Origin of the sequence: Caldovatus sediminis, assembly GCF_014644455.1 — a bacterium.
GTDB lineage: Bacteria > Pseudomonadota > Alphaproteobacteria > Acetobacterales > Acetobacteraceae > Caldovatus > Caldovatus sediminis.
This window is the reverse complement of record NZ_BMKS01000008.1, coordinates 46,736-68,279: the sequence shown is the minus strand read 5'-3', so window position 1 is coordinate 68,279 and position 21,544 is coordinate 46,736. Positions and strand designations below refer to the sequence as shown.

The following is a 21,544-nucleotide window of genomic DNA, read 5'->3' as shown; positions in this document are numbered from 1 at the left end:
GGCGGAGGACGCGGAGCGCAGCACCGGCGGCGGCGATGCGTCCGAGGCGGGCGCCGGCCCGCGCCACCGCCCGCCGAGGGGCCTGCAAGCCGGCCGTCCACGCCGCGCGCGCCGCGCCGTCGCATCGGATGCGCCGCAGCGGATGACTCCCGCCCTTCGATGCCGCGTGGCGGACCCCCGCGAGCGCGGCGCGCACACGGCGCGGAGCGGCGCCGCTTGAGGGCGCACCCCCTCCCCCGCCCCTCCGCCGCCACGCTGGATGCGACCGCGGTGGGCCTCATGGTGCTGCTCTGCGCGCTCTGGGGCCTGGCGCAGGTGGCGGTGAAGGTCGGCAATGCGGGAATCGCGCCGGTGCTGCACTGCGCGCTGCGCTCGCTCGGCGCGGCGGCGCTGGTGCTGCTGTGGTGCCGGCTGCGCGGCATCCGGCTCGGCATGCGCGACGGCTCGCTCGGGCCGGGGCTGCTTGCCGGCCTGCTGTTCGCCGGCGAGTTCCTGCTGATCTTCGCCGGCATGGACCGCACCACCGCCGCGCGCGGCGTGGTGTTCCTCTACTTCTCGCCCTTCGTCGTCGCGCTCGGCGCCCACTGGTTCACGCCGGGGGACCGGCTGACCGGGGCGAAGCTCGCCGGGCTCCTCGCCGCCTTCCTCGGCCTCGCCCTCGCCTTCGCCGACAGCCTGCGCCTGCCCTCGGCGCGCGAGCTGGAAGGCGACCTGATGTGCCTGGCCGCGGCGGTGCTCTGGGGGGCGACGACGGTGGTGATCAAGGCGTCGCGCCTCTCGCGCCTGCCGGCGGCCAAGACGCTGCTCTACCAGCTCGTCGTCTCGGCGGCGGTGCTGCCGCCGGCCTCGCTGCTGCTCGGCGAGAGCTGGACGATCCGGTGGGCGCCGCTCGTGGCCGCCGCCCTCGCCTACCAGGTGCTGATCGTGGCGTCGGCGAGCTACGTCGCGTGGTTCTGGCTGATCGCGCGCTACCCGGCCTCGCGCCTCGCGGCCTTCAGCTTCCTGACGCCCGTCTTCGGCGTCGCCGCCGGCGCGCTGCTGCTCGGCGAGCCGGTGACGCCGGTGCTGGCGGCGGCGGTGGTGCTGATCGGCTTCGGGATCTGGCTCGTCAACCGGCCGGGGCCGGCGCGGCCCGCGGGTTGAGGCGCAGGCGCCTGGCGGGGCCGCCGGTCGCGGCGGCGGCGAAGCGGGCGAGGACGTCCTCCGGCCAGGAGGCGACGCGCCGCGCGCCGAGGTCCACGCAGAGGTAGAGGACCTCGTTCTCCGCCACCTCCCACCCCTCCTCGGCGTGGCGCATGCGGTGGCGGAGGAGGAGGCGCTTGGAGTCGAAGGCGAGGACCTCCGAGTCGCAGGCGAGTGGCGTGCCGAGCGTCACCTCGCGGATGTAGGCCTGCCAGGACTCGGCGGCGAAGGTGCCGAGGCCGCGCTCGCGGAAGCCGGGGCCGAGGCCGAGGCGCGGCCAGAGCACGTCGGTCGCCATGTCGAAGACGACCAGGTAGTAGGCGAGGTTCATGTGGCCGTAATGGTCCACCCATTCGGGGCGGACGCGGGCGATCGGCTCGGTCTGCATGGCCCGGCTTCTACCCGCAAGCGGGGTAGGCGAGCCAGCCCAGGATCGCGCCGTCCGCGGCCTCGACCCGCCGCGCGTCCACGCAGCGGCGTTCGAGGAAGAAGGCGGGGTCGGAGGCCCGCGGCACATGCTGCGCGGACGGCACGGGCGCGCGCTGGCGGACGCCGCCGGCGGGCATGGCCTCGCACAGCTCGCGCGTGCCGTCCGCGCGGTGGACCACCAGCCGCGCGCCGCCCCCGGGAAGATCGGCCGCGAGGGTGGCGAAGGCGTGCGGGTCCCCCGCGAGGCAGACGCGCGCGGCCATCGCCCAGGCGAGCCGCTCCTGCCCCCGCGCCGGCGGCGCGAGGGCCGGCGGGAGCGCCGCGAGCAGGGCCGCCACGGCGACGCCCGGCCGCATCAGTGGATGTCGTCCATCTTGCGGAAGGCCTCCCGCAGGCTGGCGAGGGTCAGCTGGCCCGCGCGGCAGAGGTCGAGGATCACCTTCTCCCGCCGCGCGCCGAGCTCGATCGCGGCGGGCAGCAGCGTCACCGCCTCGGCCGGGATCACCACCGCGCCGTGGCGGTCGGCGTGGACCACGTCGTTGTGCGCGCAGGGCATGCCGTGCACGTTCACCTCGCCGCCGAAATCCACGACATGCACATAGGCGTGCGACGGGCCGACCGCGCCGGCGAGCATCTGGAAGCCCGGCGCGACCATGTCGAGGTCGCGGATCGAGCCGGAGGTCACGACGCCCAGCGCGCCGAGGGCCTTGTGCACGGCGCTGTTCACCTCGCCCCAGAAGGCGCCGGTGCCCGGGATCTCGTCGAGGTCCTCGATCACCACCACGGTCGGCAGCGGGCTCTTCGCGACGTACTCGTACCAGCCGAGCCGCGCGGCGCGGTCCTCCTCCTTCGTGCGGCCGGAGGGCTGGGCGGCGCGGATCGTGCCGGTGCGGGCGAGGCCGCAGATCGGCGGCAGCGAGGGATCGGCGCAGACGAAGGGGCGGACGGAGAAGCCGCGGCCGCGGCGCGCGGGCGCGACGATCTCCAGCGCGTTGCAGATCGTCGGCGTGTCCCACTGGCGCAGCGCCTCGAGATCGGCGGCGGTGAAGGGCAGGTCGGTCATGGCTGGGGCCTCCTCGGGCGCGGAACATCGGGCGGCGCGGGGCGCGGGGTCAAATCCCCGCGCGCGGACCGGCCGGCGGCGCCCCGCGCCGGGGAGGCGCCGCCTTGACCCGTGAAAGCGCCGCCGGTCAGGCCGCGGCCCGGCCGTTCAGGGCGCGCCAGACCTTCTCCGGCGTCAGCGGCATGTCGAGATGCGCGACGCCGAGCGCGTCGCACACCGCCGAGACGATCGCCGGCGGCGCGCCGCAGGCCCCGCCCTCGCCCGCGCCCTTCACGCCGAGGTCGTTGCTCGGGCAGGGCACGACGTTGAGGTCGAGGCGGAAGGCGGGCGCGTCGGCGGCGCGCGGCAGGGCGTAGTCCTGGAAGGTGGCGGTGAGGAACTGGCCGCTCTCGGGATCGTAGCGCGCGTGCTCCAGCATCGCCTGGCCGATGCCGGCCATGATGCCGCCGTGGCACTGGCCGTGCACGAGCATCGGGTTGATCGGCACGCCGACATCGTCGACGGCGGCGTAGTTCACCAGCGCGACCTGGCCGGTGTCCGGGTCGATCTCCACCTCGGCGACATGGCAGCCGTTCGGGAAGTTGCACTCGGTGTCGCGCCTGTAGAGAAGCTTCTCGTCGAGGCCGGGCGCCTCGCCGGGAGGAAGGCGCGCGGGGTCGTGCGCGGCAGCGATCACCTGGTCCCAGGTGACGGAGAGGTCGGTGCCGGCGACGCGGAAGGCGCCGTCCTCGAACTGCACGTCCTCGGCGCCGGCCTCGAGCAGGTGCGCGGCGATGCGGCACGCCTTCCGCATCACCAGCGCCGCCGCGCGCGCCACCGCGACCCCGCCCATCTGCGAGAAGCGGGAGCCGCCGGTGCCGCCGCCCTGCTCCACCACGTCGGTGTCGCCCTGGATGAGGTCGATCCGGTCGTAGGGGATGCCGAGCTTCTCCGAGAGCACCTGCGCGAAGGCCGTCTCGTGCCCCTGGCCGTGGCTGAAGGTGCCGACGACGAGCCTCGCGCGCCCGTCCTGCGTCAGGGTGACGCGTGCCCATTCCTGCGGCTGGCCGCCGGAGGCCTCGATGAAGTAGCCGAGGCCGATGCCGCGCAGCCGGCCGCGCGCCTGCGCCGCCGCGCGGCGGGCGGGGAAGCCCTGCCAGTCGGCGAGCCTCAGCGCCATCGCCTGCGTCTCCTCGAAGCGGCCGCTGTCGATCACGTTGCCGACGCAGTTGGCGTAGGGGATCTGCTCCGGCCGGATGAAGTTGCGCCGGCGGATCTCGTCGCGGCCGATGCCGAAGGCGGCGGCGCCCTGGTCGAGCAGGCGCTCGATCACGTAGGCGGTCTCCGGCCGGCCGGCGCCGCGGTAGGCGTCGGTCGGCGCGGTGTTGGTGAAGACGCAGCGCACCTGCACGTTGACGGCCTGGATGTCGTAGACCGTGCCGTTGATCCGCCCGCCGGCGAGGGTCGGGATGCGCGGGCCGAAGTCGAGCAGATAGGCGCCCATCGCCGCGATTGTGCGCACCTTGAGGCCGATCGCCTTGCCGTTGGCGTCGAAGGCCATCTCGGCGTGGGTGACGTGGTCGCGGCCGTGCGGGTCGCAGAGGAAGGTCTCGGTGCGGTCGGCGCGCCACTTCACCGGGCGCCCGAGCCGCCTCGCCGCCCACAGGACCAGCGCGCTCTCCGGGAACAGCTTGCCGCGCAGGCCGAAGCCGCCGCCGACATCGGGCGAGACGACGCGCAGCCTGTCCTTCGGCACCTTGAAGACGTGCTGCGCCAGGCCGTCGCGCACGCGGAGCGCGCCCTGGGTGGGCGAATGCAGCACGTAGCGGCTGCCGTCCCATTCGCCGATCGCGACGCGCGGCTCCATCGGGTTGCCGACGAGGCGGTTGTTGATCAGGTCCACCGCGACGACCCTGTGGGCGCGGGCGAAGGCCTCCTCGGTCTCCTTCTCGCGTCCGCTCGACCAGTGGACGCAGAGGTTGGAGCCGCGCTCGGGCCAGATCACCGGCGCGCCGGGCGCGTCGGCGGCGGCGGTGTCGGTGACGCCCGGCAGGATGTCGTACGCGACCTCGATCAGCTCGGCCGCCTCGATCGCCTGCGCGCGCGTCTCGGCGACGACGAGGGCGACGGGGTCGCCGACGTAGCGCACGCGCTCGCCCTGCAGGATCGGCCGCGGCGGGCGCCAGAGCGGCTTGCCGTCCACGCCGGGCACCTCGACCAGCACGGGCAGGAAGCCGAGCCCGTCCTCCGCCACCTCCTTGCCGGTGAGGACGGCGACGACGCCGGGCGCGGACCTCGCCGCAGTGGTGTCCATCGAGACGATCCGCGCATGGGCGTGCGGCGAGCGCAGGATCGCGGCGTGCGCCTGTCCGGGGCGGTCGATGTCGTCGGTGTAGGTGCCGCGGCCGGTCAGGAAGCGGACATCCTCCTTCCGGCGCACGGGCTGTCCGATGCCGAACTTCTCCATGGGCTTCCCTCGAAGGTCGGATGCATAGGAAGCGGGGCGGCGGCGGACTGTCGAGGGGGGACGGTCCGTGTGCCGCCCCTGTGGCTCACGAAAGCTCCGCAAGCGCCTCGGCGATGGTGGCGATGCGCGCGACCGGGCGCAGCGCCTCCACGGCGACGCGGTGCACCTCCGGGGAGAAGGCGGCGCAGCCGTCCTCGACCAGCGTCACCTCGAAGTCGCGCACATGGGCGTCGCGCACGGTGGAGGCGACGCCGCCGTTGGTGACGATGCCGCAGGCGAGCAGCCGGCGGATGCCGGCGCGGCCGAGCACCCATTCCAGCCGGCTCATGTAGAAGGCGGAGAAGGCGACCTTCTCGACCGCGATGTCGGCCGGGGCGAGCTCCTCCACCAGCGCGTGGCCCCAGGAGCCGGGGGCGAAGTCGCCCTTCGCCAGGAAGGGGCGGAGCCGGCGCAGATGCGGCGAGAGGAAGGGCTCGCCGCCCCTGCCGGGGACGAGGGTGAAATGCGTCGAGACGATCCAGCCGCCGGCCTCGCGCATGCGCCGCGCGAGCGGGGCGATGCGGGCCGGCAGGGCGGCGATCTCCGGCGCGGACTGGCCGGCGCGGCCGTAGGCGCCGCGCGGGTGGAGGAAGTCGTTCTGCAGGTCGCAGAGCAGCAGCGCCGTCTGGCTGACGGGGATCGGCGGGCCGGCCATCTCACGCCCTCTCGATGATCAGGTTGCCGAAGCGGTCCACGCGCGCGACGAGGCCGGGGTCCACGACGATGGTGGCGTCCGGCTGTTCGAGGATCGCCGGCCCCGGCACGACGGCGCCCACGGGCAGGTCGAGGCGCGAGAGGATCGCCGTGTCGCGCCAGGCGCCGTCGAAGAACACCGGCCGCGTGCCGCGCGCCGCCGCCGCCATCGAGGCCCCCTCCCCCGGCGCGAGCGCGGCGAGGTCAAGCGGCGGCCGGCGCCCGATCGCCGCGGTGCGGAGGGTGACGATGCGCACCGGAAGGCCCGGGAGCAGGCGGCTGAAGGCGGCCTGGTAGGCGGCCTCGAACGCCTCGCGGACGGCCGCCTCGGTGACGCCGGTGGTGCCGTTCCGCACCGCGACCGGCACGGGGACGCCGACCGTGTGGGTCTGGCCCTGGTAGTGCATGTCGAGCTCGAACAGGGTCTCGATGCGCTCCACCGGCAGGCCGGCGGCCTCGACGACGGCGCGCGCGGCGGCGGCCTCGGCGACCATGCGCCGGTCGAGCGCCGCCGCGTCGAGGCCGTCGAGCGCGAGGTTCAGCGTCCGCACCTGGTCGTGGCGCACATCGGCGATGACGCAGCCGAGCGCCGAGGTGACGCCCGGGAAGCGCGGCACCAGCGCGGCCCGGAGACCGACCTCGCGGATCAGCGCCCCGACATGCAGCGCGCCGCCGCCGCCGAAGGTGACCGCGACGAAGCGCGCCGGATCGTGGCCGCGCTCGATCGAGACCAGGCGGATCGCGCCGGCCATGCGGGCGTTGGCGACACGCACGATCGCCTCGGCCGCGGCGAGCGGGTCGAGGCCGAGCGGCGCGCCGACATGGCGCGCGATCGCCTCGCGCGCGGCCTCCGTGTCGAGCCGCGCCAGGGCGCCGCCGATCGGGCGCCCGGCGTTGATGCGGCCGAGCACCAGGTTGGCGTCGGTCAGCGTCGGCCGGTCGTTGCCCTGGCCGTAGCAGACCGGGCCGGGGCGGCTGCCGGCGCTCTCCGGCCCGACCTGCAGCAGCCCGCCCCGGTCCACGCGCGCGATCGAGCCGCCGCCGGCGCCGATCGTGGTGATCTCGATCATCGGGCTGCGGATGACGAGGCCGAAATCGATCGTCGCCTGCGCGGCGAGCGCCATCCGGCCGCCGACCACCAGCGAGACGTCGAAGGAGGTGCCGCCGAGGTCGCAGGTGATCGCGTTCCCGAACCCCGCCGCGCGGGCGATCGCCGCCGCGGCGATCACGCCCGCCGCGGGACCGGAGAGCGCGGTGCGCGCGGGCATGCGCCGCGCGCGCGCGGTGGACATGAGGCCGCCGTTGGACTGGACGATGTGGAACCGGCCGGCGAACCGCTCCTCCGCGAGCGCCGATTCGAGCGCGCCGAGGTAGGAGGCGACGACGGGCTGGAGGTAGGCGTTGAGCGCCGTGGTGGAGGCGCGCTCGAACTCGCGGATCTCCGGCAGGATCTCGGAGGAGACGGAGACGTGGGGGTTCGGCCAGAGGCCCCGCACGACCTCCGCCGCCGCGCGCTCGTTGGCCGGGTTGGCGTAGCTGTTGATGAAGACGATGGCGCAGGCCTCGGCGCCCCTGGCGAGCAGGGCGCGCGCCGCCTCGCGCACGGCGCCGAGGTCCACCGGCGCGCGGATCGTGCCGTCGGCGAGGGTGCGCTCCGGCACCTCGAGCCGCAGGTCGCGGTCGGCGATCGGCGTGAAGTCGCCCCAGAGGCCCCAGGTGTGGCGGCGGTCGCGCCGGCGCATCTCCAGCACGTCGCGGAAGCCCGCGGTGGTGATGACGCCGAGCCGCGCGCCCTTGCGCTCGAGCAGCGCGTTGGTGCCGACCGTGGTGCCGTGCACGATCGCGCCCATCCCCGCCACGCCGCCGAGCGCGCGCAGGCCGGCGAGGAAGCCCACCGCCTCGTCGCCGCGGTGCGAGGGGACCTTCGCCGTGCGGAAGGCGCCGCTGGCGGGGTCGAAGAGGAACAGGTCGGTGAAGGTGCCGCCGACATCCACGCCGACGATCGCGGCGCCTTCGGTCCTCATGCGACATCCACGCCGTAGTCGCGCCGGGCCGCCTCGGCGCTGACGTAGCCGAGGCGCAGGTCGCGCGCGACCCGCTCGCGCGGCCGCGCCCGCGGGTCGCCGAAGCCGCCGCCGCCGGGCGTCTCGAGCCGAACGCGCCGGCCCTGGCGGATGGTCACGCCGACGACCTTGCTCGCCATCGGCGGGCTCGCCCAGCCGGTATCGGTCTGCCAGGCGAAGCGCGTCATCGCCGCCGGGCCGCCGCCGTTCACGCCGAAGGGCGGGAAGCGGCCGCGCTCGCCGAGCAGCGCCACCTCGGTGGCGCCGGGGGCCAGCGCCTCGATCTCGTAGATGGCGCCGACGCCGCCGCGGTGCATGCCGGGCCCCGCGCTGTCGGGGCGCAGCGCCCATTGCGTGAACATCACCGGGTTCGCGGCCTCCAGGATCTCGGCGGGCGGGATGGTGGCGGTGCTGATCGGGTTGTTGGCGTGGTGCAGGCCGTCGCTCTCGGGGTTGCCGCCGAGGCCGCCGCCGAAGAAGGAGAACATCAGCCAGCGCGTCCCGTCGGGGCGCTGGCCGGAGAGCGAGAGCGCGTTGATCGTGCCGAAGGGGCCGGCCGTCGCGCGCTCCGGCACCGCCTTGCCGAGGGCGCCGAGGATCACGCCGATCAGGCGCAGGATCGTCTCGGTGTAGCCGGCGACCGGGCGCGGCGCCCTGGCGCCGAGGAGCGTCGTCTCGGGGACGACGAACCGGATCGGCCGCAGCACGCCCGCATTCGCCGGCACCTCCGGGAAGGCGTGCTTCAGCGCGACGTAGCAGGCCGCGACGGTGGTGGCGTAGGAGATGTTGAGCGGCCCGGCGCAGGGCGGGGAGGAGCGCGAGAAGTCGAGCGTCATCCGGTCGCCGGCCACCGTCAGGTCGAGCGCGACGGAGAGCGGCTCGTCCCTCACCCCGTCGTTGTCGAGCCAGTCGTCGAAGCGGTAGCTGCCGTCCGGCAGGGCCGCGATCTGCTCGCGCATCAGCGCCTCGGCCCGGTCCGTGAGCGCGCCGAGCGCCGCCGCGATGCGCTCGTCCCCGTACTCGTCGAGCAGCTCGGCGAGCCGCCGCTCGCCGAGGTCGAGCGCGTTGAGCTGGCCGTTCAGGTCGCCCCAGTTCGACTGCGGCACGCGGCTGTTGCAGGCGAGGATGTCCACGATGTCCCGGTTCATCCGCCCGGCGGCGATGAGCTTCACCGGCGGGACGCGCACGCCCTCCTGGAAGCTCTCGATCGCCGCGGCGTTGTAGTTGCCGGGCACGTTGCCGCCGATGTCGAGCCAGTGGCCGACGCTCGCGATCCAGCAGAACAGCCGCCCGCCGCGGAAGACCGGCCGCACCAGGCGGAAGTCGTTGAGGTGCGTGCCGCCGTCGTAGGGGTCGTTGAAGAGGAAGGTGTCGCCGGGCCCGAGCCCGCCCTCGCGCGCGACCTTCGCGATCACCGAGCGGACGGCGAAGGACATGGCGCCGACGAAGATCGGCAGGCCCTTGGTGCCCTGCACCAGGGTGTCGCCGCTCCCGGCGTGGTAGAGGCCGTGGCAGGCGTCGCGCGCCTCGGCGATGATGGGGTTGAAGGCGCTGCGGTAGAGCGTCGCGTCCATCTCGTCGGCGATCTGCTCCAGCCGGCCCTTCAGCACGGCGAGGGTGACGGGGTCGAGCGGGCAGGCGGCGTTCATGTCGGCTGCGGTCCCGGACAGGTGCGCCTCGGGCGGGAAGGCCGGTCGCACCCTAGCGGCGGCGCCGCCGATCGCGAAGCCGCCCATCCCGGTGCGCCGGGGTGGTCCGCTCCGGAGGCCGCCGATGCGGCGTCCGGTGCCCGGCAGGTCCGGCCCGACGCCCCCGGCCCGCGCGCGTTGACGCGGCGCCGCGCACCCCGCAGCCTGACGGCGAGCGCCCTGAGCGTGCGCACTGCAGGCGGGCACGCCAGGGCGCGAATCGACGGCTCGAACGCGCCTGGATCCGACTCGCCCCGACCCTGGCCGGGCGATTCGGATCCGGGCGCCGGACAGGGGATCCGATGCGATGCGCGCCTACGAGAACCAGTTCTCCGACAACCGCCCGATCCGGCGCTCGCGCGACGAGAAGCGGCGCCAGCTCGCCGAGCTGCGCCAGGTCCTCGCGGGCATGAAGCCGCATGTGACCCCGGCGCTGCGCGCTTCGATCGCGGCGAAGATCGCGGCGCTGGAAGCGGAGCTTCGCGAGCAGAAAGGCTGACGGACGGGCGCGGCCGGGCGGCTCAGCGCGACGGCGGCTGGAAGGCCAGGCGCCGCTGCTCGAGGAATTCGAGCCGCGCGGCAAGGTCGTCCGGGCAGCACAGCAGCACGCCGGCGAGGCCGAGGCCGACGCGGCGGCCGCCCGGGGAAAGGGCCACGCCCGGCTCCTCGCTGTCGATGTCGAGATCGATCGCGGCGAGGCCCGGCGGGGCCGCGAGCGCCACGGTGAACCGCGTGCCGGCCTCGGCGAGCAGCCGATGCTCGGGTCCCTCGGGGCCGAGCCGCAGGCGCACCGACAGGTCCTGCGGCGGCGCGACGCAATCGAGCTGCAGGCGCAGCGGCTCGGAGGTCGGCGCGTCGAGCGGCAGATGGAGGCGCGCACGCCCTGGCCGGGTCCAGACGCCCCAGGACTCCAGCGGATGCCAGCCGAGGCCAAGGCGCGCCATGTCCGCCAGGGCCATCTCCACCCTCGGCACGGGCTCGCCGAGCAGCCGGAGCGCCAGCGGGCGGCCGGGCCGCAGCGTGGGGCGGAGCAGGTCGCGCGACGCTGGCGCGACGGTATCGGCGCCGGCATGCGAGGGGACGTCGCGGAGCGCGGCGAGGATCTGGTCCGTCACGGCGCCCCAGTCCCGCAGCCGCAGGCGTTCGGCGATCCGCGCCTCGGCGGCGGCGCGCGCCGCCGGGTCGAACATCAGCTCCTCGAGCCTGGCCACCAGGTCGTCGAGATCGCCGGGCGTGAAGTATGCCGCGGCCTCGCCGCCCGCCTCGACCAGCGCGGAATGGCGCGGCACCAGCGGCACCCGGCCGAAGGCCAGGCTCTCGGTGACCGGCAGCCCCCAGCCCTCGTAATGGCTGTTGTACAGCGTGAACAGGCAGCGCCGGTAAAGGGCGACGAGCGCGCCGTCGGGGATGCCGTGCAGCACCGAGATGCGCTGCGCGAGCTCCGGCGCCTCGCGGAGCAGCGCGAGCGCCGGCTCGGCCAGCCATCCGGGCTTGCCGACGCAGAGGAGGCGCGGCACGGCGGCCGCGCCGTGGCGGGCGATCAGCCTGCGCCAGGCGCGGAAAGCCAGCAGATGGTCCTTGCGCGACTCGATGGTGCCGACGAACAGGACGAAGGGCTCGCCCGGCACCGGAAGGCGCGCATCGGCCGAGGCCGCCGCGTCGGCCTCGGCCGCGCCGAGCATGGCGCGCGGGTCCGCATCCAGCGGGACCACCGTCGCCGGCAGGTCGAGCCCCGGGAGCAGAGCCGCGATCTGACGCCGCACGTCCGCGAGGGTGCAACGCGAATTGCAGAGCAGCGCGTCGGCATGCAGGGCGAGAGAGGCGAACCACTGGGCGAACTCGCGCACCAGCCCGCCGGCGCAGTGCTCCGGCACGATCAGCGGGATGCAGTCGTGTACGAACGGGACGTAGCGCAGGCCGAAGCGCGTCTTGGCGTCGCGCACGCGGAGGAAGTAGTCGCGGATCCACCACGAGGTGCCAAGGTTGCAGAGCACCGCCCCGGGCGCGAAGTCGAGGTCCGGCGCCGCGGCGAGGGCGCCGCGCAGCTCCGCGAGCGCCGCCTGCCAGACCAGGTCGTGCGGGTCGGCGCCGCTGCGGGAAAGGCGCCAGAGGCCCAGGAACAGGGCGGGGTGGATCTCCCGCCAGCCGCCGCGGTCCTGGTCGAACGCCACGACCGCGACCGGCTCTTCCGGGCGGGCGGCCGAAAGGGCGTGGGCGATGACGTTGAGCTGGACGCGCTGGATGCCGGTCGGCGCGCGGTTGTCGGCGAAATAGGCGACCAGGTCGGAGGCGTCGAAGACGAAACGGGTGCCCGTCGCGGCGCCGGCGGCCGGGGCGGCGACGGTCGCCGGTGGCGCCATGGCGGTCCCGCCCTCGCCGATCGCGGCGATGGCCTCCGCGAGGCGCTGCCGGGCGATGTCCGCCTCCGGCACTCCTTCGGCGAGCGCGACCGCCTCGCGGTACTCGCGAACGGCGGCGGCGAGGTCGCCGGCGGCGGCGAGGCAGCCGCCGAGGGCGAGGCGCGCGCGCCAATCCTCCGGCCGCTCGGCGAGCACCGCGCGCCACGCCGCGATCGCCGCCCCCCACAAGCCGGCGGCGGCGAGCTGGGCCGCGGTCTCGGCGCCGTCCGGCGCGGCACCGGCGGCGATCGGAGCCGGCCCGTCCATCAGGCCATGCCGCGACTCAAGATGGCCACTTCACCCCGGCCTTCGCGTAGGCCTCGCGCAGGCGCTGGCGGTAGCGCTCGGCGCCGAACTGGGCGGCCTGCTGCGGCCCGGCCTGGGAGAGGCGGCCGCGCAGCTCGGGGTCGGCGTCGAGCGCGCGGATCGCCTGGGCCATGTCGCGCACATCGTAGGGATCGACCTGCAGCGCTGCGTTGCCCACGACCTCTGGCATCGAGGCGGTGTTGGAGGTCATCACCGGCGTCCCGAGGGTCATCGCCTCGAGCGCCGGCAGCCCGAATCCCTCGTAGAGGGAGGGGAACAGCACCGCCTTGGCGCCGCGGATCAGGCTGACGAGCAGCGGGAAGGGCGCGTAGTCCACCTGCATGACGCGCTGCTTGGTCATGGTGCGGTCGCCGCGCGTCAGCAGGTACTGGATGTGGTCGTTGTCCACGATCAGCCGCAGCTCCTGGCGCGACTTCCAGGCCTTCCTGCCGAGGATGACCAGCGGGTCCTCGACGCCGGAGGCGAGGTAGGCCTCGATCAGGCGGCCGACGTTCTTCTTGGGCTCGATCGCGCCGAAGAAGAGGAAGTAGCGCCTGAACTCGAGCCCGAAGCTGCCGGCGACCTCGATTTTCACCTCGTCGAGCGGCTTGTCGGCGTACTTCGCCGGGATCTCGACGCTCTGGTAGGTGTTGGTGACCTTCTCCTCCGGCACGCCGAGCAGGTTGACGATGTCGCGCCGCGAGCACTCGGAGACGGTCACGATGTGGTCGGCGCGGCGGGCGAGCTGGCGCACCAGGCGGAAATAGAGCCGCTTGTTGTCGAGCGTCGTGTAGGGCAGGCGCAGCGGCACCAGGTCGTGCATCGTGTAGACGTTGCGAGCCCCCGCGACCTTGAGCGCGAGCGGATAGGTCCAGTGCATGACCTGCGGCGGGGAGCGGAAGTGCACGTTCATCCGGCTGCGGTAGATCCGGAAGTGCAACTGCGAGGTCAGGAACAGGTTCTGCACGTTCCAGAGATGGTCGAAATGCGGCAGGCGACTCTGGAACTGCGCGCTGATCACGCGCCCGGTCACCGGCACCCGAGTCGCAATCTCGCCGAACGGCGTGCTCATGATACGGCGGATCGTGTGCACGATGCGCTGGAGCTTCGACGGGCGGCCGACCAGCGGGTCGAAGAAGGCGATCTCGCGGATCAGCGGATTGAGCGAGATGGTCGAGCCGCGCGTACCGTAGAGCACCCCGACCTCGGCGCCGATGTCGCGGAGCGCGAAGGAGAGGTTGCGGGCATAAGTCGCCACCCCCGTGCCCTGCTCGAGCGCCAGGTTGTAGCCATCAATGTAGATGCGCGGGCGGCGGTTCTGGTCGCGGGTGGGGGAGAAGAACAATGGTCCTGCCCGTTCCGGTTGCACAGGCGCATGCGGAGCCGGGAGCGCGCCGCGCCGGGAAGATCGCCGCAACCTGTCGTTTGCGCAAGGCGCCGTCAAGCGCGCTTGGCGGGAGGCGCCGTCGGATGCGGGTCGAAGCATTCCGCTGGAAGGCGGCAAGCTCGGATGGCGTGCCGCTCCGCCGCGCCCTGGCGATCGGCCCGGGCGTGGCCGCCGGGCTGGGCGGCGCAGCGGCAGCCCGATCCCCGGAGACGCGCGGCAGCGCCGCGATCCCGCCCCGGCGGCGGGCCCCGGAACCGGCGCCGGCGGCAGCGCCTGGGCGGCGATGCCCCAGTCGCGTTCGCGGACGGCGGCGCCCCTGACGCGGACGTCCGGAACGCCCGCGCGACGCACGAGAGGGTGCGGGGGTTTGCGGCCGCGGTCCGACGGTATGCGGCGGGAAAGACGACCGCGCCCGGCTGGACGGCGGCAGCCTGCCATGGTCGGCTCCGCCGAGGCCGCCTGCCAGGCGGCCAGCGGGCCGGCGGATGGCGGCGGCGACTTCCATGGCCGAGCGAAGGGGGCAAGGATGAACCGAATCGACCTCACGGGCCGGGTGGCGGTGATCACGGGCGGGGCGCGCGGGATCGGCTACGCGGTGGCGGAGCGGGCGCTTGCCTCGGGCGCCGCCGTCGCGCTGTGGGATGCCGATGCGACCAGGCTCGAGCAGGCCCGCACGGCTCTGGCGACGGCGGGTGCCGTGAGCGCGCACGCCGTCGAGCTGACGGACGAGACGGCGGTGGCGGCGGCGACGCGCGCCACCCTCGCCGCGCATGGCGGGCGCATCGACGTGCTGGTCAACAACGCCGGCATCACCGGCGGCAACGCGCCGAGCTGGGAGATCGCGCCGGCCGAATGGCGGCGCGTGATCGAGGTGAACCTGGTCGCGCCCTACCTGGTCAGCCGCGCCGTGGTGCCGGAGATGATCCGCGCCGGCTACGGCCGGGTGGTGAACATCGCCTCGGTCGCGGGCAAGGAGGGCAACCCGAACGCCTCGCACTACAGCGCCTCGAAGGCCGGCCTGATCGGGCTGACCAAGTCCATGGCCAAGGAGCTGGTAGGCAAGGGCGTGCTGGTGAACTGCGTCACGCCCGCAGCGGCGCAGACGGAGCTCTTCCGGCAAATGAGCGAGGCGCAGATCGCCTACATGCTCTCGAAGATCCCGATGGGCCGCTTCGTGCGGGTCGAGGAGATCGCCGCGCTGGTGTGCTGGCTCGCCTCCGAGGAGTGCTCCTTCTCCACCGGCGCGGTGTTCGACATTACCGGCGGCCGCGCCACCTACTGAGGGCGGCGCCGCACGCGTCAGAACATCCCCGGCCGCGCCGAGGCGTGGTGCTCCTTGAGCACCGCCTCGGTCTTCGGGTCGATCTCCTTGAGCACGACGTCGTAGCCCCATAGGTCGGCGAGGTGCTGCAGCACGAGGCGCGCGTCCTCGGCGTCGAGCAGCCGCCGGTCGGGCGCGCGGTGATGCAGGATCAGCCTGCGGTCGCCGGCGAGGTCCACGTCCACGACCTGGATGTCCGGGTCCTGGTGGCCGACGTCGTACTGCCGCGAGAGGGCGCGGCGCACGCGGCGGAACCCGCGCTCGTCATGGATCGCCGCGACCTCGAGGTGGTCCTCCTCGGAGTCGTCCACGAGGTAGAACAGACGCAGTCGCCGAATCAGCGCGGGGCTCAGGAACTGCGAGACGAAGCTCTCGTCGCGGTAGTTCGCCCAGGCGTGGCGCAGTACGCCGAGCGCGTCGCCACAGCCCGCGAAGTCGGGGAACCACTCGCGGTCCTCCTCGGTCGGGCTGGTGGCGATGCGCGCGATGTCCTCCATCATCGCGAAGCCGAGGGCGTAGGGGTTGATGCCGGAGAAGCGCGGATCGTCGAATTCCGGCTGGAACACGACGTTGGTGTGGGAGTGGAGGAATTCCATGAAATGGCCGTCCGAGATCTGCCCGCGCTCGTGCAGCCGATTCATGATCTGATAGTGCACCCAGGTGGCGCAACCCTCGTTCATCAGCTTGGTCTGCGACTGCGGGTAGAAGTACTGCGCGACGTGGCGGACGATGCGCAGGATCTCGCGCTGCCAGGGCTTGAGACGCGGCGCGGCCTTCTCGAGGAAGTAGAGGATGTTCTCCTGCGGCAGCTCCAGCAGCGCCCGCCGCCGGGCCTCGTCGAGCGAGGGTGCGGGGGGGCCGCCCGGCTTCGCCGGCACGGTGCGCCAGAGGTCGTTGAAAACCCGCTCCTCGTGCTCGCGCCGCTCGCGCTCGCGCCGCTCCTCGGAGCGCAGGTCCGGGCGCTTGCGGCGCGGGTAGCGGTGCACGCCGTGGCTCATCAGCGCGTGGGCGGCGTCGAGTACCCGCTCGACCGCGGCGTGGCCGTGGCGCTCCTCGCACTGCGCGACGTAGCCCTTGGCGAAGTCGAGGTAGGGCAGGATGCCCTCGGCGTCGGTCCACTGGCGGAACAGGTAGTTGTTCTTGAAGAAGTGGTTGTGGCCGAACGCGGCGTGCGCGATCACCAGCGCCTGCATCGTCGCCGTATTCTCCTCCATGATGTAGGAGATGCACGGCGAGGAGTTGATGACGATCTCGTAGGCGAGGCCCTGGAAGCCGCGGCGGTACAGCCCCTCGTTCCGGGCGAAGCGCTTGCCGAAGGACCAGTGCCGGTAGAGCAGCGGCATGCCGTTCGAGGCGTAGGCGTCGAGCATCTGCTCGGCGCTGATCACCTCGATCTGGTTCGGGTAGGTGTCGAGGCCGAGCTCGCCGAGGGCGATCTCCTCGATCGCGTCGTACACGCGCCGGATGGTGGCGAAGTCCCAGTCGGCGCCCGGATAGAGCAGGCGACCGAAACCGCCGTCAGCGCTCATGGCGTGGCCCTTGCCTCCTTCGTCGCGTCGGCTCCCTTCCGGAACAGGTCGCGGAAGACGGGGTAGATCTCGCGGCGATGGCGCACCTTGCGCATCGCGAGCGGATGGCCCTCCTTGCGCAGCGTGCCGTAGGTCCGCCAGAGGTCGCTCTCGCGGGGGATGAAACCCACCGGGTGCATGCCGTCCTCGCGCCCGACCTCGAGATAGGCGTAGTATTGGCAGATCGGCAGGATCTGCTCGGCGAGCAGCCGCGCCGTGCGCTCGTTGTCCGAGGTGGTGTTGTCGCCGTCCGAGGCCTGCGCGGCGTAGATGTTCCAGTCGCGCGGGCTGTAGCGCGCCGCCACCACCTTCAGCATCTCCTCGAGCGCGGTCGAGACGACCGTGCCGCCCGTCTCGGGGCTGCGGAAGAAGGTCTCCTCGTCCACCTCCTTCGCCTCGTGGGTGTGGCGGATGAAGACGATGTCCACGTGGCGGTAGCGCCGCTTGAGGAAGATGTAGAGCAAAAGGTAGAAGCGCTTCGCCAGGTCCTTCATGTGCTCCGTCATGGAGCCGGAGACGTCCATCAGGCAGAACATCACCGCCTGGGCGATCGGCTTCGGCTCCGGCAGGAACTGCCGGTAGCGCACGTCGATCGGGTCGATGTAGGGGATGCGCTGGCTGCGCCGCCGCGCCTGGGCGAGCTCCTGCAGCGCCGCCTCCAGCCGCTCGGCGTCGCCGAGCATCTCGGCCGCGTCGCGCTCGGCCTCCAGCCGGTCGACCTCGCCCGGCTTGGGGCGTCGGAGCGCGATGCGGCGCGAGAGGCTGTTGCGCAGCGTCTTGACCAGCGCCAGATTGGCCGGCGAGCCGGAGATCGAGTAGCCGGCGCGCCGCCAGGTCCTCGCCTCCCCGTCGGTGAACCGGCGCTTCGCGAGGTCGGGAAGCTCGAGATCCTCGAGGAACAGATCGAGGAACTCCTCGTGGGTGAGGGCGAAGCGGAAGGCGTCCTCGCCGCCGCCGTCGGGGCTGCCCTCGCTGCCGCCCGCCCCGCCGCCGGCGGGCGGGCGGGGGATGGTCTGGCCCTCGACGTACTCCTTGTTGCCGGGGAGCACGTGCTCGCGCCGTCCACCGGGGGCGCGATGGAAGGTCGGCTCGCGCACGCCCGAGCCGGGGATCGTCACGGTGGCGCCCTGCTCGGAGTCCTTCACGCTCCGGCTGCCCGCGCTCTCGCGCACGGCCTCGCGCACCAGCGCCTTGGCGCGGCGGAGGAAGCGCTGCCGGTTGGCGAGGCTCTTCCCGCCGGGATTGAGGCGGCGATCGATGATGTACATCGCACTCCGCTCCGCGTGGGCCTTTTCCGCGCCTGGGCGTCAGCCCGCCTGCTTCACCCGCATGTACCACTCGACCAGGCGGCGGACCTGGCGCTGGGTGTACCCGCGGGAGACCATGCGCTCGACGAACTCGGCGTGCTTCTTCTCCGTCTCGCTGTCGCGCTTCGAGCCGAAGGAGATCACCGGCAACAGCTCCTCCACCTGGCTGAACATGCGCCGCTCGATCACCTCCCGGATCTTCTCGTAGCTGGTCCAGGAGGGGTTGCGCCCGCCATTGTTGGCGCGCGAGCGCAACGCGAACTTCACGACCTCGTTCCGGAAGTCCTTCGGGTTGGCGATGCCGGCGGGCTTCTCGATCTTCGTCAGCTCCAGGTTGAGCATCTCGCGGTTGAGGAGCTGCCCGGTGTCCGGGTCCTTGAAGTCCTGGTCCTCGATCCAGGCGTCGGCGTAGGCGACGTAGCGGTCGAACAGGTTCTGCCCGTAGTCGTGGTAGCTTTCGAGGTACGCCTTCTGGATCTCGTTGCCGATGAACTCCGCGTAGCGCGGGGCGAGCTCGCCCTTGATGAACTCCAGGTAGCGCTTCTCGGTGTCCTCCGGGAACTGCTCGCGCCGGATCTGCTGCTCCAGCACGTACATCAGGTGCACCGGATCGGCCGCGATCTCCTGCGTGTCGTGGTTGAAGGTGGCGGCGAGCACCTTGAAGGCGAATCGGGTGGAGATGCCGTCCATGCCCTCGTCCGGCCCGGCGGCGTCCTTGTACTCCTGGAGCGAGCGGGCGCGCGGGTCGGTCTCCTTCAGGCTCTCGCCGTCGTAGACGCGCATCTTCGCGTAGAGGTTGGAGTTCTCGTGCCGGCGCAGGCGCGAGAGCACCGAGAAGCGGGCCAGCATCTCGAGCGTGCCGGGCGCGCAGGGGGTGCCGGCGAGCTCGCTGCCGCGCACGAGCTTCTCGTAGATCTTCTGCTCCTCCGTCACGCGCAGGCAGTACGGGACCTTGATGACGTAGATGCGGTCGATGAAGGCCTCGTTGTTGCGGTTGTTCTTGAAGGTCTGCCACTCCGCCTCGTTGGAGTGGGCCATGATGATGCCCTGGAAGGGGATGGCGCCGATGTTCTCGGTGCCGATGTAGCTGCCCTCCTGCGTCGCGGTCAGCAGCGGGTGCAGCATCTTGATCGGCGCCTTGAACATCTCGACGAACTCGAGCAGGCCCTGGTTGGCGCGGTTCAGGCCGCCGGAGAAGGAGTAGGCGTCCGGATCGTTCTGCGCGTAGGTCTCGAGCCGGCGGATGTCCACCTTGCCGACGAGCGAGGAGATGTCCTGGTTGTTCTCGTCGCCCGGCTCGGTCTTGGCGACGGCGATCTGGCGCAGGCGCGAGGGGTGGACCTTCACCACCCGGAAGCGGGAGAGGTCGCCGCGGAACTCGTCGAGCCGCTTCACCGCCCAGGGGCTCATGAACCCGGTCAGCCGCCGGCGCGGGATGCCGTAGCGGTCCTCGAGCACGGGGCCCATGCGCTCCGGGTCGAAGAGGCCGAGCGGGCTCTCGAACACGGGCGAGATCTGGTCGCCCGCCTTGAGCACGTAGATCGGCTCGACCTCCATCAGCGCCTTCAGGCGCTCGGCGAGCGAGGACTTGCCGCCGCCGACCGGGCCGAGCAGGTAGAGGATCTGCTTGCGCTCCTCGAGCCCCTGCGCGGCGTGGCGGAAGAAGCCGACGATCCGCTCGATCGTCTCCTCCATGCCGTAGAACTCGGAGAAGGCCGGGTAGCGCCGGATGGTGCGGTTGAGGAAGATGCGCCCGAGCCGCGGGTCCTTCGAGGTGTCGATGACCTCGGGCTCACCGATCGCGGCGAGCATGCGCTCGGCCGCGCTGGCGTACATCATCGGATCGCGCCGGCAGCCTTCCAGGTACTCGGCGAGAGAGAGCTCGGTCTCCCGCCGCTGCTCGTAGCTGCGCGCGAAACTGGCGAACAGGTCATCCACGGCGTAAGACGTGATCAGCATCAACCGGCCCTCCGGAGGCGGCGCGTCCACTGGAACGCCCGCGGAATTGCTTGGCTGACATCCGCCGGGTCAATTGACCGTGGCCGATAGTCCCCTGGCCGACCCGGTCGGCGCCGCGCCCACCGCGTAGCGTGCCGCGCGATCGCCCTCCCCCATGCACTCATCATACCACTGACGTTGTTGCCAATGCGACAATGCCGTGGTGTCCGTGCGACGAAGCGCGCCGTCGGCACCACGGTTCCCCCACCCGCCCCATCCGCGAGCGCCGCGCCGCCGCATGGCGGCATCGCGGGCCCCGCGCCATTCGCAGGACTCGCCGCCCGAGTCGGGAATGCGGCGTGCAACGTCTCCCCGCGCCCCGCGCGGAACGCAACGGCGCGGCAGCACTGCAGCGCGTCGGCTGCCAGCCGCCGGCCGCGCCACCGAGGCCGGCGGTCCTCGCGCTGCCCGTTCCCGCGGCGCGTTGCCTTCCGCGCGGGCAGCGCCGATGCTCCCGCCATCCGCATCGAACCGGAGAGGCCGCACGCCCGATGTCCGCCACGCAGCAGCAGAAGATCGCCCTCGTCACCGGCGCCGGCTCCGGCGTCGGCCGCGCCTGCGCCCTCGGCCTGCTCGCCGCCGGCTGGGCGGTCGCCCTGGCCGGCCGCCGCCGCGCCGCGCTCGAGGAGACCGTCGCCCTCGCCGGGGAGGAGGCGCGCTCCCGCGCCCTCGTGGTGCCGGCCGACGTCGCCGACCCGGCCGCGGTCGACTCGCTCTTCGCCGCGATCCGGCAGCGATTCGGCCGGCTCGACCTGCTGTTCAACAATGCCGGCGGCAACGTGCCCGGCACGCCCTTCGAGGACCTGAAGGTCGAGGACTGGAACCGCGTGGTCGCGGTGAACCTGACGGGGTCCTTCCTCTGCGCCCAGGCGGCCTTCCGAATGATGAAGGAACAAACGCCCCGCGGCGGCCGCATCATCAACAACGGCTCGATCAGCGCGCATGCCCCGCGCCCCGACTCGGCACCCTACACGGCGACCAAGCACGCCATCACCGGGCTGACCAAGAGCATCTCGCTCGACGGGCGGAAGTACGACATCGCCTGCGGGCAGATCGACATCGGCAACGCGGCCACTCCGATGACCGAGCGCATGCAGCGCGGGGTCAAGCAGGCCAATGGAGAGGTGATGGTCGAACCGACCATGGATGTACGGCATGTCGCAAATGCACTCGTACACATGGCGTCGCTGCCGCTGGATTCCAACATCCAGTTCCTGACGATCATGGCGACGAAAATGCCCTTCATCGGGCGCGGCTAGCGGCGCGGGGCGGGCGCAAGCGCCCCCCTCCGGCACCGCCCATGTCGGCGGGCCGGCTTCCGGCGCCCGCGCCGGAGGCGGCGCCGGGGCGCCGGGGCTCCGGAGCGGCGAGGATGCAAGGCGGCTGCCATCCGCGTGCCGCATGCGCCTCGGCCTCCCGGCCTGCCTGCGGTCGGCAGGCCGCCAAGCTCAGCGTAGGCGCGCGGCGGCCGCATTTCAAGGTATTATTTCCTAATCCCGACGCCCTGTCTCGCGCATCAGCGCCGCCTCGCAGCCGCTGCGCCATCGTCCGCGCCGGACCGGCCCCGGGCGGCGCCCGGACCAGGCTGACATCGCGGCCTCCACGGCGGCATAAAGGGCGGCGGAAAGGCCCGTTCCGCCCGCCGGCACGCCCGC

Annotated in this window: 16 protein-coding genes; 4 read left to right on the top strand and 12 right to left on the bottom strand. The window is 73.0% G+C overall.

The window, feature by feature from the left end:
* The first annotated feature begins 216 nt into the window (after positions 1–216).
* Complete coding sequence (locus IEX99_RS13800; RefSeq protein ID WP_229678024.1) at positions 217–1,143, top strand: DMT family transporter; 927 nt, start codon at positions 217–219, stop codon at positions 1,141–1,143.
* Here IEX99_RS13800 and IEX99_RS13795 read toward each other — a convergent pair.
* From IEX99_RS13795 to IEX99_RS13765, 7 genes are all read right to left on the bottom strand, one after another.
* Positions 1,109–1,570: an acyl-CoA thioesterase gene (locus IEX99_RS13795; RefSeq protein WP_188901233.1), complete on the bottom strand. Its 462-nt coding sequence runs from the start codon at positions 1,568–1,570 to the stop codon at positions 1,109–1,111. The genes IEX99_RS13800 and IEX99_RS13795 overlap by 35 nt on opposite strands.
* A gap of 10 nt (positions 1,571–1,580) precedes the next feature.
* A complete protein-coding gene (locus tag IEX99_RS13790) occupies positions 1,581–1,967 on the bottom strand; it encodes a hypothetical protein (RefSeq protein WP_188901231.1) in 387 nt (128 codons plus the stop codon).
* Complete coding sequence (locus IEX99_RS13785; RefSeq protein ID WP_188901229.1) at positions 1,967–2,674, bottom strand: RraA family protein; 708 nt, start codon at positions 2,672–2,674, stop codon at positions 1,967–1,969. The genes IEX99_RS13790 and IEX99_RS13785 overlap by 1 nt, the downstream gene beginning before the upstream one ends.
* Positions 2,675–2,801: 127 nt before the next feature.
* Entirely contained in the window at positions 2,802–5,120 is a 2,319-nt protein-coding gene (locus IEX99_RS13780) for a xanthine dehydrogenase family protein molybdopterin-binding subunit (protein WP_188901227.1), read from the bottom strand.
* Positions 5,121–5,205: 85 nt separating this feature from the next.
* Positions 5,206–5,814, bottom strand: coding sequence for a cysteine hydrolase family protein (locus IEX99_RS13775; protein ID WP_188901225.1), 609 nt, complete (start codon positions 5,812–5,814; stop codon positions 5,206–5,208).
* A 1-nt stretch (position 5,815) separates the two neighbouring features.
* Positions 5,816–7,876 (bottom strand): hydantoinase/oxoprolinase family protein, encoded by a 2,061-nt coding sequence (locus IEX99_RS13770; protein WP_188901223.1) that lies wholly within the window; start codon positions 7,874–7,876, stop codon positions 5,816–5,818.
* The gene (locus tag IEX99_RS13765; RefSeq protein ID WP_188901221.1) at positions 7,873–9,564 is read right to left on the bottom strand and encodes a hydantoinase B/oxoprolinase family protein; all 1,692 of its coding nucleotides are present in this window, start codon (positions 9,562–9,564) and stop codon (positions 7,873–7,875) included. The genes IEX99_RS13770 and IEX99_RS13765 overlap by 4 nt, the downstream gene beginning before the upstream one ends.
* A 346-nt stretch (positions 9,565–9,910) precedes the next feature.
* Between IEX99_RS13765 and IEX99_RS13760 the strand changes: the two genes are divergently transcribed.
* Complete coding sequence (locus tag IEX99_RS13760; protein ID WP_188901219.1) at positions 9,911–10,102, top strand: hypothetical protein; 192 nt, start codon at positions 9,911–9,913, stop codon at positions 10,100–10,102.
* 22 nt (positions 10,103–10,124) lie between these two features.
* Here IEX99_RS13760 and IEX99_RS13755 read toward each other — a convergent pair whose 3' ends face one another.
* Both IEX99_RS13755 and IEX99_RS13750 read right to left on the bottom strand, forming a co-directional pair.
* A complete protein-coding gene (locus IEX99_RS13755) occupies positions 10,125–12,269 on the bottom strand; it encodes a glycosyltransferase family 4 protein (protein ID WP_188901217.1) in 2,145 nt (714 codons plus the stop codon).
* Positions 12,270–12,285: 16 nt separating this feature from the next.
* On the bottom strand, positions 12,286–13,653 hold the full coding sequence (locus tag IEX99_RS13750) for a glycosyltransferase family 4 protein (protein ID WP_229678023.1): 1,368 nt from the start codon (positions 13,651–13,653) through the stop codon (positions 12,286–12,288).
* Positions 13,654–14,221: 568 nt separating this feature from the next.
* On the opposite strand from IEX99_RS13750, the gene IEX99_RS13745 reads away from it, so the two are divergent.
* Positions 14,222–14,977: an SDR family NAD(P)-dependent oxidoreductase gene (locus IEX99_RS13745; RefSeq protein ID WP_188901213.1), complete on the top strand. Its 756-nt coding sequence runs from the start codon at positions 14,222–14,224 to the stop codon at positions 14,975–14,977.
* Positions 14,978–14,994: 17 nt separating this feature from the next.
* Here the strand turns inward: IEX99_RS13745 and IEX99_RS13740 are convergent, their stop codons facing one another.
* The 3 genes from IEX99_RS13740 to IEX99_RS13730 are packed head-to-tail and all read right to left on the bottom strand — an operon-like array spanning position 14,995 to position 19,850.
* On the bottom strand, positions 14,995–16,545 hold the full coding sequence (locus IEX99_RS13740; RefSeq protein WP_188901211.1) for a SpoVR family protein: 1,551 nt from the start codon (positions 16,543–16,545) through the stop codon (positions 14,995–14,997).
* A complete protein-coding gene (locus tag IEX99_RS13735) occupies positions 16,542–17,852 on the bottom strand; it encodes a YeaH/YhbH family protein (RefSeq protein WP_188901208.1) in 1,311 nt (436 codons plus the stop codon). Before IEX99_RS13735 ends, IEX99_RS13740 begins: the two co-directional genes overlap by 4 nt.
* 39 nt (positions 17,853–17,891) lie before the next feature.
* A complete protein-coding gene (locus IEX99_RS13730; RefSeq protein ID WP_188901206.1) occupies positions 17,892–19,850 on the bottom strand; it encodes a PrkA family serine protein kinase in 1,959 nt (652 codons plus the stop codon).
* A 530-nt stretch (positions 19,851–20,380) separates the two neighbouring features.
* Between IEX99_RS13730 and IEX99_RS13725 the strand changes: the two genes are divergently transcribed.
* Positions 20,381–21,148: an SDR family oxidoreductase gene (locus tag IEX99_RS13725; RefSeq protein WP_188901204.1), complete on the top strand. Its 768-nt coding sequence runs from the start codon at positions 20,381–20,383 to the stop codon at positions 21,146–21,148.
* The last annotated feature ends 396 nt before the right edge of the window (positions 21,149–21,544 follow it).

Bases quoted from the DNA above. Each gene is read 5' to 3' on its own strand.
- IEX99_RS13785 (WP_188901229.1), bottom strand. From the start codon at position 2,674: ATGACCGACCTGCCCTTCACCGCCGCCGATCTCGAGGCGCTGCGCCAG.
- IEX99_RS13790 (WP_188901231.1), bottom strand. From the start codon at position 1,967: ATGCGGCCGGGCGTCGCCGTGGCGGCCCTGCTCGCGGCGCTCCCGCCG.
- IEX99_RS13730 (WP_188901206.1), bottom strand. From the start codon at position 19,850: ATGCTGATCACGTCTTACGCCGTGGATGACCTGTTCGCCAGTTTCGCG.
- IEX99_RS13740 (WP_188901211.1), bottom strand. From the start codon at position 16,545: ATGAGCGCTGACGGCGGTTTCGGTCGCCTGCTCTATCCGGGCGCCGAC.
- IEX99_RS13770 (WP_188901223.1), bottom strand. From the start codon at position 7,876: ATGAGGACCGAAGGCGCCGCGATCGTCGGCGTGGATGTCGGCGGCACC.
- IEX99_RS13775 (WP_188901225.1), bottom strand. From the start codon at position 5,814: ATGGCCGGCCCGCCGATCCCCGTCAGCCAGACGGCGCTGCTGCTCTGC.
- IEX99_RS13795 (WP_188901233.1), bottom strand. From the start codon at position 1,570: ATGCAGACCGAGCCGATCGCCCGCGTCCGCCCCGAATGGGTGGACCAT.
- IEX99_RS13765 (WP_188901221.1), bottom strand. From the start codon at position 9,564: ATGAACGCCGCCTGCCCGCTCGACCCCGTCACCCTCGCCGTGCTGAAG.
- IEX99_RS13735 (WP_188901208.1), bottom strand. From the start codon at position 17,852: ATGTACATCATCGATCGCCGCCTCAATCCCGGCGGGAAGAGCCTCGCC.
- IEX99_RS13780 (WP_188901227.1), bottom strand. From the start codon at position 5,120: ATGGAGAAGTTCGGCATCGGACAGCCCGTGCGCCGGAAGGAGGATGTC.
- IEX99_RS13755 (WP_188901217.1), bottom strand. From the start codon at position 12,269: ATGGACGGGCCGGCTCCGATCGCCGCCGGTGCCGCGCCGGACGGCGCC.
- IEX99_RS13725 (WP_188901204.1), top strand. From the start codon at position 20,381: ATGTCCGCCACGCAGCAGCAGAAGATCGCCCTCGTCACCGGCGCCGGC.
- IEX99_RS13745 (WP_188901213.1), top strand. From the start codon at position 14,222: ATGAACCGAATCGACCTCACGGGCCGGGTGGCGGTGATCACGGGCGGG.
- IEX99_RS13760 (WP_188901219.1), top strand. From the start codon at position 9,911: ATGCGCGCCTACGAGAACCAGTTCTCCGACAACCGCCCGATCCGGCGC.